Origin of the sequence: Dactylosporangium siamense, assembly GCF_016862795.1 — a bacterium.
Lineage (GTDB): Bacteria > Actinomycetota > Actinomycetes > Mycobacteriales > Micromonosporaceae > Dactylosporangium > Dactylosporangium siamense.
Window position 1 is genome coordinate 1 of sequence record NZ_BONQ01000155.1, and the last position, 17,566, is coordinate 17,566.

Here is a 17,566-nt window from a genome sequence, read left to right on the forward strand (position 1 = left end):
AGCGTTGTGGTCGCCCACGCGGCCACCCGGCTCCTTCGATCTGTGACCAAGCCCCGTTCTCGCGGCCTGCCGTGTGCCGCCGGGCCGTCATGGTGCGCCGGGTGCGTCTCGCTTCTTGGCGGCGGACGCCTGGTCCGCGGCGACGTCGTGGGCGCGACGGGGCTCCAACCTGATGAGCACACCGGTCGTCACCCCGGCCAGCACGAGGAATACCGACCTTCCGGTGATGTGGTGGAGCCACGCCATGGCACCGACGAACAGCACGGCGCACACCACTGCCAGTGCTATTCGCATCGCGTCTCCTTGGCCCGGGGGAGCTTCGGGACCGTTGGAGGTTTCGGATTCCACGGGATGATGGGCAGTCTAGGCAGGCTGCAGCTCAAGGCGGAACCGCTGCTCGAGGCGCCCGCTGCGCGGGTGCGGGGTGGGGTCGCCGGACGGGAGCCAGCCGTGCCGCTCGTAGAGGTCGACGGCCCGGGGATTGTCCAGGTAGACGTCCAGCTCGCCGTGGGTGAAGCCGGCCACTGCCAGGTGGGCCGGCAGCGCCAGCATCAGCTGCCGGCCGACGCCGCTGCCCCAGCTGCCGGGGTGCACCGCCAGGTATCGGACGTCGGCGGTCGACCCGTCCGCGGGCATCGGCTCGACCGCCGCGAAGCCGAGGACCACACCGTCCGGGTCGAGCGCGACGAGCAGCATCGACCTCGGCGAACGGTCGGTCACCTGCTCGATGACGGGGCGGGCCAGCGACAGCGGCGCGACCTCGGTGGTGCCGTCCCGGGCCGCCGTCGCCTCGGCCCAGATCGTGGCCGCCTCGTCGAGGTGCTCACCGTGCCCGGCCACCTGGACGCGCACCGATGTCATCGGCCTGGTCTGCGGCCGGAGGCCAGGGGGAGCGACCGAATTCCGTCGCGCGGCGCGGAGCCGGAGCACCACCGCGGTGCACAGCATCCAGCCGTCAAGCGTGACGTGTGCGGGGTCGGTGGGGCGCCAGCCGCGGGCGAGCGCCTCGTCCAGCAGCGCCCGCACCACGCGTGGCTGGTGCAGGTTCAGGTAGTCCTCGCCGTGGATCACGCCGCCCGAGTGGAGGAGGCCGTCCGGGACCAGCCGTCCGGGTCCGGCCTCGAACAGCATCTCCAGCCGGCCCGGTGCACCGTCGCGGCGCACCGCGAGCCGTTCGGTGCAGCCGTGGTAGTGCGGTGGGCCGCCGTCGTGCTCGACGCGGTGCCGGTGCGACAGGGACCACCGGTACGTCACCCGATCGACGACCAGCACACGGGCACCCTTGCGGCGAGGCACAACGGCACGCTACCGCGTTTCGGGGGTCACAGGTCCAGGCGGTAGCCGAGGCCTGGGCGGGTGACGATGTGGCGCGGGTGGGCCGGGTCGCGTTCGAGCTTGCGGCGCAGGTTGGCGAAGTGCACGCGCAGGTAGTTCGTCTCCGTCTCGTACCGGGGCCCCCACACCTCGCGCAGCAGCTGGCGGTGTTCCACGACGGTGCCGGGGTTGCGGGCGAGGACTTCCAGGAGGTGCCACTCCGTCGGGGTGAGGCCGACCTCGCCGGCGGGGCCGACGGCGCGCTTGGTCGCCAGGTCGAGGGTGAAGGACTCGGTGGTGATGACCGGTGCGTCCGGGGCCGGGGACCCGCGGCGCAGTGCGGCCCGGATCCTGGCGAGGAGCTCGTCGATGCCGAACGGCTTGGTGACGTAGTCGTCGGCGCCGGCGTCCAGGGCGGCCACCTTCGACGGCTCCGAGTGCCGGGCGGACAGCACGATGATCGGCACGGCGCTCCAGCCCCGCAGGCCCTTCACGACCTCGATCCCGTCGAGGTCGGGCAGGCCGAGGTCGACGATGGCGAGATCAGGGTGGTGGTTGCCGGCCGAGATGAGGCCGGCGGTCGCGGTGACGGCGGTGTCGACCTGGTAGCCGCGGGCGGCGAGGTTGACCCGCAACGCACGCAGCAGCGGCTCGTCGTCGTCCACGATGAGGATGCGGCTCACGGTTCGTATTGTCCCGCATCGGTCAGGCCCACCGCCGGGCCATCGTCCGGGTGGCGGCGGTCCAGGCGGCGGGCCCGCCAGATGAGCCAGATCCCGGTGGCCACGACGAGCGTCCCGGCGGCGCAACCGACAGCCGCCAGCAGGAGGGTGACGTCCCCGTCCCGGGCCTCCTGCGCCATCATCTCCGACGTGGCGTCCTGGCTCGGGATGAACTGCGCCGGGCCGAGCGCGGTGAGCCCGCACGGCACCGCCATCCCGAGGGGGATCAGGGACCAGCCCAGCTCCCGCCGCCAGCCGGTCCAGCCCACCCGCGCCCGCCACCCCGCCGACATCCGGTGATCTTCGCATGACGCCCGCTCGTCCGTGACCCGACAGCACGCGGCGGCAGCGGCGCGGGGTGCTGTATCCATGAGGGGTGGAAGAGCAGATCGAGAAGCTCGGCACGATCGTGTCGATCTGGGCGCACCCCGACGACGAGACGTATCTGGCGGGCGGGATCATGGCGGCCGCCGCCGAGCTCGGGCAGCGGGTCGTGTGTGTCAGCGCCACCGAAGGTGAGCACGGCACCGACGACCCGGTCGCGTGGCCGCCGGAGCGGCTCGGGCGCACCCGGCGCTGGGAGGCGGCCGCGGCGATGGCCGTGCTCGGCGTCACCGACCACCGCTTCCTGGGCTACCCCGACGGCGGGATGGCCGCCCTGGACCCCGAGGAGCCGGTGGCGCGGATCGCGGCGCTGCTCGTCGACGTGGCTCCGGACACGGTGCTGACGTTCGGGCCGGACGGCGGGACGTTCCACCCCGACCACCAGACCATCTCCGCGTGGGTCGGGGCGGCGTGGGAGCGGGCGGGCCGGCCCGGGCGGCTGCTCCACGCGACGATGACCGCGGAGCACCTGGAGACCTGGGGCGAGCGCTACGAGCAGTGGCGGGTCTTCATGACCGACGAGCGCCCGGTCGGGGTGACGCCCGAGGACCTGGCGCTGGACCTGCGGCTCACCGGTGTCGCGCTGGACCGCAAGATCGCCGCGCTGCTCGCCATGCACACGCAGGTCGCGCCGGCGGTCGCGCTGCTCGGCATCGACGACTACCGGGACCTCAACGCGGGGGAGGCGTTCATCGAGGCGCCGTGACCAGGTCCTCGGCCGCGTGGACCACCGCGGCCTCGATGTCGCGGGCGCACCGCTGGATCGCGTCCGGGGTGAACCGGTGGGTGTCGCCCCACAGCGAGTAGCTCATGGCGTCCTCGACGTGCAGATACAGCGACCCGTCGTAGGTGTCCTCACGGACGCCCCAGTGCACGGTGGTGCCGGCGAGGGCGGCGCGGACGGTGTCGATCGCCGGGACCGGCCCGGGGTCCTCGTCGCGGGTCTCCGTCCGCCGGTCGTTGAGGTAGCAGGTCAGATCGTGGCCGGCGACGAGGTCCTGGTGGGCGGCCGGGTCGTAGTAGCCGTGCTTGTAGGCGCCCATCGCCGCGCTGAACGCCCGCGCGACCACGTCGTCGAACGGGCCGGTCACGTCGATCACGCACAGCCCGAACTGCCGGAGGCTGCCGACCGCCTCGGCGAAGCCGGGCCGGAACCGGTTGCTGACGACCACCTGCACGACGGCCGTGTCCGCGCCGGTGAGGCGGGCGGTCGCGACGGCGTACGCGGCGAGCAGGATCGGACCGGTCGCGACCCGGGTCCGGGCCGCGACCCGCCGCATGGCGAGGGCCAGCGCCGGGGAGTCGCAGACGACCTCCCAGAACCGCGGCTCGTCCGGGTCGAACGGCACGACCGGGACCGGCGCGTGCGGGACCCGCCGCAGCTGGCGTTGCCAGTACCGCAACGACTGCTGACTCTGCCGCAGCGCCGCCGGGGTCCGCTGCTGCCGGGACAGCTCCAGAGGCTGGATGCCCCGGGGAGCCGCGTTCAGGTCGGCCAGGTCGCGCACCACGGCGTTGATGCCGAACCCGTCGACGACGACGTGGTAGTACATCACCACGACGTGCGTGAGCGTCCCGCCGGAGCGGACCACGGCCATCCGCAGGGGCCACTCCGTGACCGGGTCGAACCTGGTCGTCTGGTATCGCACCCGGAGCCGCTCCGCCGCGAGGTCCGGATCGCCGGTGGCGTCGAGGATCTCGAGGACGATCTCGCCGGAGCCGGACACGACCTGCCGCGGCGGTCCTCCGTCCACAAGGGACAGCCTGGTGCGCAACGCCTGATGCCGGCTGACCAGACGGCGCAGCACCGCCGCGACCCCTTCGACGGTCTCGCCGGCGGCGGCGCGCACGGTGCCGCCGATGTTCATCGTCCGGCCGGTGCGCCGCATGAGGTCCCAGACGTCGCGCTGGCCCCAGGTCAGCTCCTCGACCCCGGATCCTTCGCCCTCGAACGCGACGACGACGTGACTCGTGCTGTTGCCCACCAACGACTCCCGTACAGCGACGACCGCGCTCACCAAACGCCGCGAGCGTGCGGCCCGCCGCCGGTGGTGTCAACGCGCGGCGGCGGGAGTCGTCGTTGGTACCGTTGCCGCCGTGGAACTTTCATTGACCGGCCCCGACAGCCACCGGCTGGTGCGCAGCCCCGGTGTCGGCAGTGTCGTCATCGGACCGGCGGCCGATGGGTCACGCCGCCCGGACCTGGTCGTCGCCGCGGACGACGCGATCGACTGGACGGTGTTCGACGGGCTCACGGTGCCGGCCGGATATCCGTGGCCACGCATCATCGTCTACGAGGGCGACGACACCGGCTTCTTCGACTGGGCGCGGCGCCGCCCGATCGGGACCTTCGAGTGGCGGCCGAGCTCGGCACATGTGGTCGACGCGACCGGGGCGAACATCAACCGCCTCTGGATCGGGTTGCGAACCGCGCCGCTGCACCTGACCGTGCCGTCGATGCCGCACGGGGTCCTGACCGTCAACGGGGACCTGAGCCTGCTCACGGCCGTGCTCGCCGACGGCGGCGCCTGCCCGGCGGTGGACTTCCAACCCGACACGCTGCCCGCCGCGGACGCAGTGCCGCTGCGCCTGCCGGACCTGCCGGCGTTCGCCGGTGCGCAGCACGTCACCGTGACCGTGCGGCCGTTGCGCCAGGCGTTCGACTGCGCCAGCCTGCTGCAGTTCCCCGACACCCGCCACCTCTCGCTCGGTGGGCAGCTGGTCAACGTCGCCGCCCTGGCGCAGCTGCGGCACCTGCGCGGCCTGCAGCTGCGGTTCTGCCCGGACCTGACCGGGCTGCCCGCGCTGGACAGCTGGCCCGAGCTGACCCACCTGATCGCGTTCAACGTGGAGGAGGCCACCGGCAAGCGGCTGCGCGGCGAGCTGCGCCGGCCCGGCCGGGAATGGGAGCGCAGCGGCGTCTCCCAGCTGCGCCGGCCCGAGTGGTTCGCCACCGAGTACGGCCTGCCGTTCTCGGGCTGGCCGGCCGCGAAGGCGAAGAAGGCGACGACGGCGTACCGCACCGCCCAGCGCGCGATCGCGACCGCGACCGGGCCGGACGGCGTCGAGGCGGCGATCCGCGCGTTCGTCGCGGTGGTCAACGCGATGCCGGGCATCGAGACGACCGAACGGGAGGACGCCGGCGATGCGGTGGCCCAGCTGGCCGAGGACACCCCGTTCGGCGACCTCACCGAGGACGCCCAGGACTGGTTCGACGACGCCCGCGACTTCTGAACCCGCTACCGCCACGTGACGTCGGCGAACGAAGGCGCCAGCTTGGCGAACGCGCGGAGCAACGGGCGCAGGAACTCCTCCGTGGTGGCGCCGTAGAAGCCGGCGGTGCACGTGTGACCGTCGCGGGCGAGCGTGTGGTACGCGGCCGGGTGCTCCAGCCGCAGCTCCCTCAGGTGCTGCTCCAGCTTGTCCACCAGGTGCCGGACCGCGCTGACGCCGTCCTGGTCCGGGGCGGTCCGGAACATCGCGGTCAGCGCCGGCGCGTCGACCGGCGGCGGGCAGTCCAGGCCGAGCCGCGCCGCGAACCGGGCGGCCTCGCGGGGCAGCGGGCCGGGCGGTGCGTCCGCGACGATGCCGGACAGCCACTCCTGGGCGAGATCCGGTGCGCCCGCGGTCGCCGCCAGGTACACATGCCGCAGTCCCAGGACGCCGTACGGCAGTGGGGTGCCGCGCACCCAGGCGAGGACGCCGGCGTCGGTGCGCAGCTCGTCGAACCACGAGAGGTCCTGGACCGCCCGGCCGGCGTCCGCGCCGAGCGACCGCAGATCGGTGGCCGCGTCGAACGTCCACCAGTGCGAGCCGGGGCGCCGCAGATGGCACTGGTGCTCGTCCGGCGGTTCCGATGGCGGTACCAATGCCACGAACGCGTCCAGGTCGTGCAGGAAGACACCCAGGTGGATGGTGAACGCGCCGCCGTGGCGCGAGTTCCACCGGTGCGGCTCGACGGTGAGCAGCTCCTGCCGGTCGGGCAGGGTGCGCCGGTAGTTGCGGCCCCGGCCCGCGAAGCCCTGCCGCCTGAGCACCGGCGTCACGTCCCGGGCCAGCAGCTCGGAGATGACCGCCTTCGCCGAGCGGTCCATGGCCGGCTTGGTCTCGTCCGGCGGCGAGATCACGGGCGAGCCGGAGCGGGCGGTGCGGTGCTGGCGCGCACGACGAGCTGGGTGGCCAGCTCGACCCTGGCCGGCTCGACCGGCTCGCCGACCACCAGCTGCAGCACCATCCGGGCCGCGGTGGCGCCCATCTCGGCGAACGGCTGCCGCACGGTGGTCATCGGCGGCCCGCACCACCGGGTCACCTCGATGTCGTCGAAGCCGACGACGCTGACCTCGTCGGGGATGCGCACGCCGAGCAGGCGGGCGGCCTCGTAGACGCCGAGGGCCTGCAGGTCGTCGCCGCACACGATGGCGGTCGGCGGGTCGGGCAGGGTGAGCAGCTGCCGGCCGAGCAGGGCGCCGTCGTCGAAGTGGAACCGGCCGTGCCGGACCAGCCGCGGGTCGAGGGGCAGGCCGGCGGCGTCCAGGGTGCCGCGGCACGCCTCGAGGCGGGCCCGCGCGCACAGGTACTCCATCGGGCCGGTGATCACGCCGACCCGCCGGTGTCCGAGGTCGAGCAGGTGGCGGGTCGCGGCGATGCCGCCGCTCCAGTTCGTCGCGCCGACCGACGGGATCGAGTGCATCGGCTCGCCGGTCGGGTCGAGCACGACCATCGGCACGCCACTGGCGGTGAGCTGCTCGTACTGCCGGGCGCGGAACGCCGAGTTGACCGCGATGACGCCGGTGGGGCGGCGGGCGAGGAGCCGGTCGGCGGTGCGGCGCCCACCGGGGGCGGGGCCCTGCAGGTCGGTGAACCCGACCGCGAGCCCGCGGTCGCGCACCACCTGCTCGACGCCGCGCAGGATCTCCATCGCGAGGTGGCTCTCCAGGCCGTAGAACGCGACCTCGACGCTCGGCGACGCGACCGCGGACTCGCCGCGCCGGTAGCCGTGCTCGCGCAGCAGCGCCTCGACTCGGTCCCGGGTCTCCACGGCGATGCCGGACCGACCGTTCAGAACTTTCGAAACCGTCGGCGGGGACACGCCGGCGAGCTGGGCGATGGTCGCGACGGTGACCTCGCCACGGCGACGGCGACCCTGCGGCTTCCCGGACTCCACCGCGCCAGTCTAGGGCCGTTCCTCAGACATGGAAATATTTCCAACCGGGGCGGTGCTGGCCCGCACGACGAGCGGCGTGGCGAGCTCCAGGCGGGTCGAGTCCAGGCTGTCGCCGGCGATCAGCGTCAGCAGCATCCGGGTGGCGAGGCCGGCCATCTCGGTCAGCGGCTGCCGCACCGTCGTCAGCGGCGGGATGGACCAGCGGGCCTGCTCGAGGTCGTCGAACCCGACGACGCTCAGGTCGTCGGGGACCCGCAGCCCGCGCTCGTACAGGGCCTCGTAGGCGCCGCGGGCCATCTCGTCGGCGCAGGCGAAGATCGCGGTCGGCGGCGTCGGCAGGTCCAGCAGCGCGAGGGTCTCCCGGTGCCCGGTCGGGCTGGTGAAGTCGCCGGTGCGCTCGTAGCCGGCGGGGACCTGGAGCCCGGCGGCGGCCATCGCCGCCCGGTAGCCGTCGACCCGGGCCCGGGAGCACAGCACGTCGCCGGGGCCGCCGATGACGGCGATCCGCCGGTGGCCGAGGCCGATCAGGTGCTCGGTGGCGGTCAGCGCCCCGGTCCAGTTGGTGGCGCCGACCGACGGCACGCTCGGGTCGGGTTGCCCGGCCGGGTCGACGACCACGACCGGGATGCCGAGCTGGGCGAGGCGGGCCCGCTGGTCGGCGGCGAGCTCCGACAGCACGAGCAGGACCCCGTCGGACCGGCGGGCCGCCAGGCTCTCCAGCCAGCGCCGGTCGGGCGCGGTGCGGGTGCGGCCGTGCACGGCGGAGACGACGACGCCGGTCCCGGCGCGGTGCGCGACCTCCTCGACGCCGGCCAGGATCTGCATCGCCCAGGCGCTGCCGAGGTCGACGAAGACGACGTCGATGAGACGGGCGGTGCGGGCCGGCGGGTTGCGGCGGGGCAGGTAGCTGCGGGCGCGCAACAGCTCCTCGACCCGCTCCCGGGTCGCGGGAGCGACGTCGTGCCGGCCGTTGAGCACCTTGGAGACGGTCGGGACCGAGACACCCGCCTCGGCGGCGATCTCGGCCATGGTGGCCCTGCTGTGCGACGCCATGGCCCGCGAGTCTACGCCGAAAGTTTCGCGGCCAGCCAGTCCAGCTGGCGGCGGACGTGGACCGCGTCGCCGCCCTCGTGCCCGTTGAACGGATACGTGTGCATGGTGCGGTCCGCGCCGCCGTAGGCGTTGTACGCGGCGAACACGGTGCTCGGCGGGCACACCGTGTCGCGCAGCCCGGTGCCGAAGTGGCCGGGGGCGACCGCCCGCCGGGCCAGGTGCACGCCATCCACATAGGACAGCGTGCGCCACACCTGTTCCGGGGCGTCGCGGTGCACCGCCAGGTACCGCGCGATCTCCCCGTAGGGCGAGGCGTCGGTGAGCGCGACGGCCCGCTCGACGTGGCACAGGAACGGCGCGGTGGTGAGCAGCGCGGCCAGGTCGGGGACGAGGCCCGCGACCGCGAGGGCGAGCCCGCCGCCCTGGCTGTTGCCCAGGGCCGTGACCCGCGCCGGATCGACGCCGGGCAGCGCCCGCACCGCGTCGACGGCGCGCACCGCGTCGGTGATCAGCCGCCGGTAGTAGTAGTCGTGGGGGGACAGGATGCCCCGGGTGACCGGCTGGAGGCCGCCGGCGTACGGGTCGGGGGTGCCGCCGCCGAGCCCGCTCAGGTCGCCCTGGTCGCGGTTGTCCATCAGCAGGTGCGCGTAGCCGGCCGCGACCCAGGTGAGGCGCTCGTGCGGCAGTCCGCGCCCGCGCCCGTATCCGGCGAACTCCACGACGGCCGGTAACGCCCGGGTCGTGCCGGCGGGCCGGCTGAACCAGGCCCGGACCGGGTCGCCGCCGAACCCGGCGAAGGTGACGTCCCAGGTGTCGACGAGCCGCAGCCCGGTCGCCACCGGCGCGGCGGAGACGACCGGCGGCGAGGCGCGCGCCGCGTCGAGCGTCGAGGCCCAGAACGCGTCGAGGTCGGTGGGTTCGGCCAGTGCGGGGGCGTACCGGCGGAGCTCCGGCAGGGCGAGGTCGAACTGTGGCATGAGGATCCTCGACCGAAAGTTTCCAAGGGCGCTGGCGTCGCCCGCTGGTCAAGTGTGCGCAGCTCATGCCGCAAATATCGAGTCCTTGACAGCAGGTAGTGATGAATCTACATTACCCGATGCTTGCCGAATGATTGCCGAAAGTTTCGAAGAGCGGAAGGGAGGGCGGGCATGAAACGCCGCACCTGGCGAGCCGCACTGCGCCGCGACTGGCAGCTGTACTCCCTCGTCGTGCTGCCGCTGCTGTTCTTCGTCGTCTTCCGGTACCTGCCGATGGCCGGCAACGTCATCGCCTTCCGCCGGTACCGGCCCGGTGGCGACCTCTTCGGCGAGACCTGGGTGGGTCTGCGCTACTTCCGGATGTTCTGGCAGGACCCGACGTTCTGGCACGTCTTCACCAACACGCTCGTCCTCGGCGCGCTCACCCTGCTGCTCGTCTTCCCGCTGCCGATCGTGCTCGCCCTGCTGCTCAACGAGGTGCGCACCCGCTGGCTCAAGCGGCTCGTCCAGACGATCTCGTACCTGCCGCACTTCCTGTCGATCGTCGTCGTCGCCGGCATCGTCATGCAGCTGCTCGCCCTCGACGGCGCGGTCAACGCGGGCCTGCGCGCGGTCGGCGCCGACGCCGTGCCGTTCCTGCAGCAGCCCGGCTGGTTCCGCGCCATCTACATCTCCTCCGAGATGTGGCAGACCGTCGGCTGGGGCACGATCCTCTACCTCGCCGCCCTGACCACCATCGACGACGAGCTCTACGAGGCGGCCCGCATCGACGGCGCGAGCCGTTGGCGGCAGACCTGGCACGTGACGCTGCCCGGCATCCGCCCGACGATGGTGACGCTGCTGATCCTCAACATCGGCACGTTCCTGTCGGTCGGGTTCGAGAAGGTCCTGCTGCTGTACAACCCGCTGACCTTCCCGACCGCCGACGTCATCTCCACCTACCTGTACCGGGTCGGCGTGGTGTCCGGCAGCTTCAGCTACGCCGCCGCGATCGGGTTGTTCGAGTCGGTGATCGGCCTGACCCTGGTGCTCACGGCGAACTTCGTGTCCAAACGAACGGTCGGGGCGAGCCTGTGGTGAAGCGCGCCGTCCTCGGGCTGATCCTCACCGGCGTCGTGGTGCTGACGCTGTACCCGTTCCTCAACGTCGTCGCCCGCTCGTTCAGCGAGGAGCAGGCGATCCAGGCCGGGAAGGTGAACCTGCTGCCGCGCGGGTTCAACACGACCACCTACGAGGTCGTCATGTCCGACCCCGTGTTCTGGACCAACTACCGCAACACCGTCGTCTACACCGTCGTGGCCACCGCCATCTCGATCGTGCTCACCACCTGCTTCGCCTACGTGCTGTCCAAACGCCACCTGAAGGGCCGCGCGCCGCTGGTCGGGATCGCGGTCTTCACCATGTTCTTCAACGGCGGCCTGATCCCCAACTACGTCCTGGTCAGCGGGCTCGGCCTGCGCAACACGATCTGGGCGGTGGTGCTGCCCAACGCCATCAGCGTGTTCAACCTCCTCGTCATGAAGGCGTTCTTCGAGGGCCTGCCGACGGAGCTGGAGGAGGCCGCCGCGGTCGACGGGCTCGGCACCTACGGCATCCTGTGGCGGATCGTGCTGCCGCTGTCGAAGGCCGTCATCGCCACGATGGTCCTGTTCTACGCGGTGTTCTTCTGGAACTCGTGGTTCCCGGCGTTCCTCTACCTGGACGACGCCGACCTGTTCCCGGTCACCATCTACCTGCGCAACCTCATCGCCGGGTCCACCGGCGGGTCCGACATCTCCACGCCCTCGGACACGGCACTGCAGATCGCGGCGAACATCCAGGCCGTGACGATCGTGCTCACGGCCCTGCCGATCATGCTCGGCTACCCCTTCATCCAGCGGTACTTCGTCTCCGGGATCACCCTCGGCGCCGTCAAGGGATGACGCCGCAGACCAAAGGAGCTTTCATGCATCAGATTTCCAGGCGCGCCCTGCTCGGTGCGTGCGGCGCGGCCGCGGCGGTCGTGCTGGCCGGCTGCGGCGATGACGACGAACCCGACAAGGGCCAGGACTACACCGGGCGCCGCGACGGCGCCATGGACGGCTACGGCGCCGGCCAGCAGTTCACCGCCACCCAGCCGCTGAACTTCTCCATCATGATGCTCAGCAACGCGGGCTACCCGTACAAGGCCGACTGGCTGTTCTTCAAGGAGCTCACCAAGCGCACCAACGTGACGCTGCAGGCGACGGTCGTGCCCGGCAGCGACTACAACCAGAAGCGCAGCGTCGTGGTCGCGGCCGGGGACGCCCCGATGATCATCCCGAAGACGTACCACCCCGACGAGGAGGCCTACATCGCCGGCGGGGCGATCCTGCCCATCAGCGACCACCTCGACCTGCTGCCGAACTTCCGCGACCAGGTCGCCAAGTGGAACCTGCAGTCCGACCTCGACGGGTTCCGGCAGGAGGACGGCAAGTTCTACCTGCTGCCGGGCCTGCACGAGGACGTCTGGGCCGACTACTCCCTGGCCGTGCGCACCGACGTGCTGCAGCAGCTCAACCTGCAGATCCCCAAGACGTGGGAGGAGCTGCGCACCGTGCTGCGGGCCATGAGGGCCGCCCACCCCGACGTGTACCCGCTGTCGGACCGGTGGAGCACCCCGCCCAACCCCGGCGGCAACAACCTGCTGTCGATCGTCGGCACCGCCTACGGCGTCCAGGCCGGTTGGACCTACCAGCACGCCACCTGGGACGCCACGGCGAAGGCGTTCGTCTACACCGGCACGACCCCGCAGTACCGGCAGATGGTCGAGTACCTCAACTCCCTGGTGACCGAGAAACTCGTCGACCCGGAGAGCTTCACCCAGTCCGACGACATCGCCAAGCAGAAGTTCGCCAACGGCAAGTCGTTCGTGATCAGCTGCAACGCCCAGACCCTCGTCAACGAGCTGCGGCCCAGCATCGCGAAGATCCCCGGCGCGACCGTGCTGAAGATCCCCACGCCGACCGGCCCGATGGGCGACACGAAGGCCGGCACCCGCCTCGAGGGCGGCGTCATGATCTCGGCGAAGGCCCGGGACAGCAAGAACTTCGTCGCCCTCATGCAGTTCATGGACTGGCTGTACTACTCGCCGCAGGGCAAACTGTTCGCCAAGTGGGGCGTCGAGGGCACCACGTACACCGGCAACGTCGAGGACGGCACGTTCAAGCTCGCCGCCGACGTCAACTGGGGCGGGCTGAACCCCTCCGGGACGAAGAATCTCCAGGTCGAATACGGCTTCCTCAACGGCGTCTTCGTCTACGGCGGCACCACCAAGCTGCTCAACTCGCAGTTCCCCAAGGAGGAGCTCGCGTTCCAGGACGTGATGAACGCCCGCAAGAACCAGCCGCTGCCCCCGCCGCGCCCGCTCAACGCCGAGGAGCGCGAGCAGGCGACGCTGTGGGAGACCACGCTGAAGGACCACGTGAACCAGCAGACGCTGAAGTTCATCCTGGGACAACGGCCGCTGAGCGAGTGGGACGCCTACGTCACCGAGCTCAAGGGCAAGAACATGACCCGGTACGTCGAGGTCGTGAACGCCGCCTACAACCGGTACAAGAAAGCACACGGATGACCGCATGGCGGCACTGCGTCGGCGCCGGTCGGCTCGAGCTCGCGCTGCGCCGCGACTATCAGGAGTCGCTCGCGCTGCTCCAGCGGGAGATCGGTTTCCGGCACATCCGCCAGCACGGGCTGTTCAGCGACGGGATGGGCGTGCACCGACCTTATGGGCACGGCGGCGAGCGGCGGGTGCTGCACTCGTTCACCTACGTCGACCAGGTCGTGGACGCCTACCTGGCGCTCGGCGTCAGGCCGTTCGTGGAGCTCGGGTTCATGCCGCCCGGGCTCGCGTCCGGGGATCAGACCGTGTTCTGGTGGCGGGGCAACGTGACCCCGCCCAGCGACCGCGCCGAGTGGGCGGCGCTGGTCCGCGGCACCGTCGCGCACCTCGTCGACCGCTACGGGCTCGACGAGGTGCGCGGCTGGCCGATCGAGGTGTGGAACGAGCCGGACCTCAAGGACTTCTGGCAGCACGCGGACCAGGACGCCTATCACGACCTGTACGAGGCCGCCGCGAACGCGGTGAAGGACGTCGACGCGTCGCTGCAGGTCGGCGGCCCGGCCCTGTCGCCGGGTGCGGACGACGGCTGGCTGCCGCGGTTCGCCGAGTTCGTCGCCGCGCGGGACGTCCCGATCGACTTCGTGAGCCGGCACGCGTACACCTCCGGCGCCGCCCAGCACGTGCCCTTCGGCGTGCACCAGACCCTCGCCCCGGCGGCGACACTGCTGGAGCAGTTCGCGGCGCCGCGGCGGCAGCTCGCCGGCACCGCCCTGGCGGGGCTGCCGGTGCACATCACCGAGTTCAACTCCTCCTACCGCCCCGACAACCCGGTCCACGACACCGCGTTGCACGCCGCCTACCTCGCGCCGGTCGTCGCCGGCGCGGGCGACCTGGTCGACTCGTTCGCATACTGGACGTTCTGCGACGTGTTCGAGGAGAACGGGATCCCGGCGGCGCTGTTCCACGGCGGCTTCGGGCTGCTCACCCACCGCCAGATCCGAAAGCCCACCTTCCACCTGTACGCGTTCCTGGCCCGGATGGGCGACCAGGTCCTGGCCCGCGGCGAGGACCACCTGGTGACCCGGGACGGCACCGGCCGGGTCACCGTGCTCGCCTGGGCGCCGGTCGACCACACCGGTCGCGGCCCGGCGGTCGCGGGGCACCGTGTGCGGCTGTCCGTCCCCATCGGACAGCACGCCGGCACCGCGTATGTGGCCCGGTCGTCGGTGTCGGAGGAGGCGGGCAACGCGTGGGCGGCGTGGCGCGAGCTGGGCAGCCCCCGCTCTCCCAGCGCACGGCAGCTCGACGCGTTGCACGAGGCGGCGGAGCCGGCCCGGCGGCACCACGCCGCGCCCGTCGCGCAAGGGCGGGCCGAGCTGGACCTGACCCTCGCCGCCCACGAGGTGACCCTGGTCGAGGTCACCGCCGTCCACGACGAGACGCCGCCGTGGTGGGACGACGCCCGGCTGCTCGGCGGCCCCGGACGGGCGGCCGGCAGCGGCTCCGGGGGTCGCGATGACTGACGGGACCGGTGCCCGACGGCGGTTCGGCACCGGTCCCGTCTCGCGTCTGGCGGCGCGGACCTACACGCTCCTGGCGGTGGAGGCGCTCTTCGTCGCCACCACCGCACCCGGTCTCGTCCCGCTGGTCCTGCTCGACCGGAGCCTCGTCTCGATCGTCGGGGTCCTGCCGGTCGGGCCGGCGCTGTCGGCGGCGCTCTACGCGCTGCACCGCCAGCCCGCCGACCTCACCGACCTGCGGCCGGCCGCCGCGTTCTGGCGCGGCTACCGGCTCAACGCCGGGGCGGCGCTGCGGATCTGGGTGCCGCTCGTCGCCGTGCTGGGCGTCGTCGCCGTCAGCCTCACTCATCGCGCCGCGGCCGGGGTGCCCACCTGGTGGTCGGCGCTGCTGGTCGTGGTCGCGGCGGCGGCGGCCGTCCTGGCGGTCACCGCCCTGGTCATCGTCTCCCTCTTCGAGTTCCGGCCGCTGGACGTGCTGCGCCTGGCCTTGCGCTTCCCGCTGGTCTCCCTCGGCACCGCCGGGCTGCTCCTGGCGGCGGTCGCGGTCACGCTGCTGGCCTCGGAGGCGGTGCTCCTGCTGCTCGGCTCCGCCTTCGCCGCCGCGCTCCTGGCGGTCACCCGCCCGATGATCAGCGGGATCACGGCACGGTACACGGCGTGAATCCCAGCAGGGACGCCTTCCGGGCCCGGCCCGGCGTCGACCCGCTCACCGGGGCCTCAGTGGACGGTGCCGTCACGCTCGGACCGCTGGGGGTGGCCGTGACCGGGGCGCGGCCGTGACCGGCGACGTCCATCCGGCATGGCTGCCGCCGGAGGCGCTGCGGGCCGTCGGTTCGCGCCGGGTGCTGATCCAAGGCGGCGGGCTGCTCGTGGACACGGTGCGGGCCGAGCTGTCCCGGGCCTGCGGACGGTTCGGCGGGACGGTCGGCGGCGACGGTCCGTTCGACCTGGTGCTCAAGCTGTCCAACGGGCGGCGGCCGCCCGACCCGGACGTCTTCGTCCTGTCCCGCGACGCCGGCGTCACCGTCGTGCGCGCCGACGAACCGGCCGGGCTGCTCTACGGGTTCTTCCACGTGGTGCGGCTCGGCGAGGCGGCCTTCGACGGCGCGTTCCCGCCCCGGCCGCACCGGCCCGCCATCCGCCGGCGGATGGTCCAGCACTGGGACAACGTCGACGTGCACCCCGTCATGGGCCAGGTCGAGCGCGGCTACGCCGGCGGGTCCGTGTTCTGGCACGACGGGGCGCTGCGCGCCGACCTGTCCAGGGTCACCGCCTACGCCCGCCTCCTGGCGTCCTGCGGTGTCAACGCCCTGTGCGTGAACAACGTCAACGTGCACGCGACCGAGGCGCGGCTGCTGACCGGCCGGCTCGGCGACGTCGCCGCGATCGCGGATCTCCTGCGCCCGTACGGGATCCGCGTCCACCTGTCGGTGAGCTTCGCCGCGCCGGCCGTGGACCTCGGCACCGCCGACCCCCTCGACCCGCGGGTGGCGGCCTGGTGGGCGGACACCACCCGGCGGGTCTACGCGACGATCCCCGACTTCGGTGGCTACGTCGTGAAGGCCGACTCCGAGGGGCAGCCCGGCCCGTTCGCGGACGGCCGCAGCCACGCCGACGGCGCCAACGCCCTCGCCGCCGCGCTCGCCCCGCACGGCGGCGTCGTGCACTGGCGGGCGTTCGTCTACAACCACCGGCAGGACTGGCGCGACCGCGGCACCGACCGGGCCCGCGCCGCCCACGACCACTTCGTCCCGCTCGACGGCGCCTTCGGTGACAACGTGATCCTGCAGGTGAAGCACGGCCCGATCGACTTCCAGACCCGGGAGCCGGTGTCGCCGCTCATCGCCGCCATGCCCGCCACCCGCGTCGCGGTCGAGGTGCAGGCGACCCAGGAGTACACCGGCCAGCAGCGGCACGTGTGCTACCTCGGTCCGATGTGGAGCGAGGTGCTCGGCTTCGCCCCCTGGGGCTCCGAGGGCCCGCCCGTGGCCGGTCTCGCGGCCGGTCTCGTCGCGGTGTCGAACGTCGGCGACGACCCGTTCTGGACCGGGCATCCCCTCGCCCAGGCGAACCTGTACGCGTTCGGCCGGCTCGCCTGGGACCCGCGCCTCGATCCCGTCGCCGTGCTCGACGAGTGGATCGACCTGACGTTCGGCCCCGGCGCGACGGCCGACCCGCGCCTGCTACGGGCCACGCTGCACGCCGTCATGGACGACTCGTGGCGGACCTACGAGCGCTACACCGCCCCGCTCGGCGTCGGCTTCATGGTCCGGCCCGGGCACCACTACGGCCCAGACGTCGACGGCTACGAGTACACGCCGTGGGGCACCTACCACTTCGCCGACCGCGACGGCGTCGGCGTGGACCGCACCCGCGCCACCGGCACCGGCTTCGCCGGTCAGTACCCGCCGGCGTGGTCCCGGGTGTACGAGTCGGTCCACGACTGCCCGGACGAGCTGCTGCTGTTCTTCCACCATGTGCCCTACGGGCACGTCCTGCACGACGGCGGCACCGTCATCCAGCACATCTACGACACACACTTCGAGGGTGTCGAGGCGGTCGGGGCGATGCGGGATCGCTGGTCGGCGCTGCCGGCCGGGCTGGTCGACCCGGCGCTCGCCGCGCGGGTCGCCGAGCGCCTGGACGAGCAGCTGCGCAGCGCCGTCGAGTGGCGGGACCAGATCAACGCGTACTTCTTCCGCAAGTCCGGCGTCCGTGACGCGCACGGCCGCCGCATCCACTGATCGTTGCCGGCCGCGATGCAAGCTTCACGATGTTTCCTGGCCGGTTGGAAACATTGCTGTACCGACGCCGATTCGTTCTGCGACGCTGCCTGCCACCATCCAGTTAGG

Annotated in this window: 18 protein-coding genes; 9 read left to right on the plus strand and 9 right to left on the minus strand. The window is 72.5% G+C overall.

All coding sequences use genetic code 11. From position 1 onward, the window contains the following. Positions 1-87: 87 nt before the first annotated feature. The 4 genes from Dsi01nite_RS47240 to Dsi01nite_RS47255 all read right to left on the minus strand — a co-directional run bounded on the left by Dsi01nite_RS47240 (position 88) and on the right by Dsi01nite_RS47255 (position 2,329). Positions 88-294 carry a hypothetical protein gene (locus Dsi01nite_RS47240; protein WP_203853032.1) on the minus strand — a complete coding sequence of 69 codons (207 nt, stop codon included), beginning with the start codon at positions 292-294 and terminating at the stop codon, positions 88-90. A gap of 69 nt (positions 295-363) precedes the next feature. Next, a complete protein-coding gene (locus Dsi01nite_RS47245) occupies positions 364-1,272 on the minus strand; it encodes a GNAT family N-acetyltransferase (protein ID WP_203853033.1) in 909 nt (302 codons plus the stop codon). A 50-nt stretch (positions 1,273-1,322) separates the two neighbouring features. Further along, on the minus strand, positions 1,323-1,997 hold the full coding sequence (locus Dsi01nite_RS47250; protein ID WP_203853034.1) for a response regulator: 675 nt from the start codon (positions 1,995-1,997) through the stop codon (positions 1,323-1,325). Beyond that, complete coding sequence (locus Dsi01nite_RS47255) at positions 1,994-2,329, minus strand: hypothetical protein (RefSeq protein WP_203853035.1); 336 nt, start codon at positions 2,327-2,329, stop codon at positions 1,994-1,996. The genes Dsi01nite_RS47250 and Dsi01nite_RS47255 overlap by 4 nt, the downstream gene beginning before the upstream one ends. 83 nt (positions 2,330-2,412) lie before the next feature. Between Dsi01nite_RS47255 and Dsi01nite_RS47260 the strand changes: the two genes are divergently transcribed. Then, entirely contained in the window at positions 2,413-3,126 is a 714-nt protein-coding gene (locus Dsi01nite_RS47260; RefSeq protein WP_203853036.1) for a PIG-L deacetylase family protein, read from the plus strand. Here the strand turns inward: Dsi01nite_RS47260 and Dsi01nite_RS47265 are convergent. Continuing rightward, positions 3,110-4,405: a condensation domain-containing protein gene (locus tag Dsi01nite_RS47265; RefSeq protein ID WP_239136798.1), complete on the minus strand. Its 1,296-nt coding sequence runs from the start codon at positions 4,403-4,405 to the stop codon at positions 3,110-3,112. The two genes, Dsi01nite_RS47260 and Dsi01nite_RS47265, sit on opposite strands and share 17 nt — an antisense overlap. A 112-nt stretch (positions 4,406-4,517) precedes the next feature. Between Dsi01nite_RS47265 and Dsi01nite_RS47270 the strand changes: the two genes are divergently transcribed. Continuing rightward, positions 4,518-5,654, plus strand: coding sequence for a hypothetical protein (locus Dsi01nite_RS47270; protein ID WP_203853037.1), 1,137 nt, complete (start codon positions 4,518-4,520; stop codon positions 5,652-5,654). 5 nt (positions 5,655-5,659) lie between these two features. Here the strand turns inward: Dsi01nite_RS47270 and Dsi01nite_RS47275 are convergent, their stop codons facing one another. Genes Dsi01nite_RS47275 through Dsi01nite_RS47290 form a run of 4 tightly spaced genes read right to left on the minus strand, consistent with a single transcriptional unit; the run spans position 5,660 to position 9,614 of the window. Then, entirely contained in the window at positions 5,660-6,547 is an 888-nt protein-coding gene (locus tag Dsi01nite_RS47275; RefSeq protein ID WP_203853038.1) for a DUF4304 domain-containing protein, read from the minus strand. Continuing rightward, positions 6,544-7,584: a LacI family DNA-binding transcriptional regulator gene (locus Dsi01nite_RS47280; protein ID WP_203853039.1), complete on the minus strand. Its 1,041-nt coding sequence runs from the start codon at positions 7,582-7,584 to the stop codon at positions 6,544-6,546. The genes Dsi01nite_RS47275 and Dsi01nite_RS47280 overlap by 4 nt, the downstream gene beginning before the upstream one ends. 9 nt (positions 7,585-7,593) lie before the next feature. Then, positions 7,594-8,637 (minus strand): LacI family DNA-binding transcriptional regulator, encoded by a 1,044-nt coding sequence (locus tag Dsi01nite_RS47285; RefSeq protein WP_203853040.1) that lies wholly within the window; start codon positions 8,635-8,637, stop codon positions 7,594-7,596. Positions 8,638-8,648: 11 nt separating this feature from the next. Then, positions 8,649-9,614, minus strand: coding sequence for an acetylxylan esterase (locus Dsi01nite_RS47290; protein ID WP_203853041.1), 966 nt, complete (start codon positions 9,612-9,614; stop codon positions 8,649-8,651). A gap of 171 nt (positions 9,615-9,785) precedes the next feature. Here Dsi01nite_RS47290 and Dsi01nite_RS47295 point away from each other — a divergent pair, with 171 nt between their 5' ends. The 7 genes from Dsi01nite_RS47295 to Dsi01nite_RS47320 are packed head-to-tail and all read left to right on the plus strand — an operon-like array spanning position 9,786 to position 17,458. Beyond that, positions 9,786-10,694, plus strand: coding sequence for an ABC transporter permease (locus tag Dsi01nite_RS47295; protein WP_203853042.1), 909 nt, complete (start codon positions 9,786-9,788; stop codon positions 10,692-10,694). After that, positions 10,691-11,536 carry a carbohydrate ABC transporter permease gene (locus Dsi01nite_RS47300; protein ID WP_239136800.1) on the plus strand — a complete coding sequence of 282 codons (846 nt, stop codon included), beginning with the start codon at positions 10,691-10,693 and terminating at the stop codon, positions 11,534-11,536. The genes Dsi01nite_RS47295 and Dsi01nite_RS47300 overlap by 4 nt, the downstream gene beginning before the upstream one ends. A gap of 23 nt (positions 11,537-11,559) precedes the next feature. Next, positions 11,560-13,206, plus strand: coding sequence for an ABC transporter substrate-binding protein (locus Dsi01nite_RS47305; protein WP_203853044.1), 1,647 nt, complete (start codon positions 11,560-11,562; stop codon positions 13,204-13,206). Continuing rightward, positions 13,203-14,717 carry a GH39 family glycosyl hydrolase gene (locus Dsi01nite_RS47310; protein ID WP_203853045.1) on the plus strand — a complete coding sequence of 505 codons (1,515 nt, stop codon included), beginning with the start codon at positions 13,203-13,205 and terminating at the stop codon, positions 14,715-14,717. The genes Dsi01nite_RS47305 and Dsi01nite_RS47310 overlap by 4 nt, the downstream gene beginning before the upstream one ends. Continuing rightward, positions 14,710-15,375 (plus strand): DUF624 domain-containing protein, encoded by a 666-nt coding sequence (locus Dsi01nite_RS47315; protein WP_203853046.1) that lies wholly within the window; start codon positions 14,710-14,712, stop codon positions 15,373-15,375. Before Dsi01nite_RS47310 ends, Dsi01nite_RS47315 begins: the two co-directional genes overlap by 8 nt. After that, on the plus strand, positions 15,372-15,494 hold the full coding sequence (locus tag Dsi01nite_RS58580) for a hypothetical protein (RefSeq protein ID WP_275423471.1): 123 nt from the start codon (positions 15,372-15,374) through the stop codon (positions 15,492-15,494). Before Dsi01nite_RS47315 ends, Dsi01nite_RS58580 begins: the two co-directional genes overlap by 4 nt. Next, positions 15,491-17,458 carry an alpha-glucuronidase gene (locus Dsi01nite_RS47320; protein ID WP_203853047.1) on the plus strand — a complete coding sequence of 656 codons (1,968 nt, stop codon included), beginning with the start codon at positions 15,491-15,493 and terminating at the stop codon, positions 17,456-17,458. The genes Dsi01nite_RS58580 and Dsi01nite_RS47320 overlap by 4 nt, the downstream gene beginning before the upstream one ends. Positions 17,459-17,566: the final 108 nt, after the last annotated feature.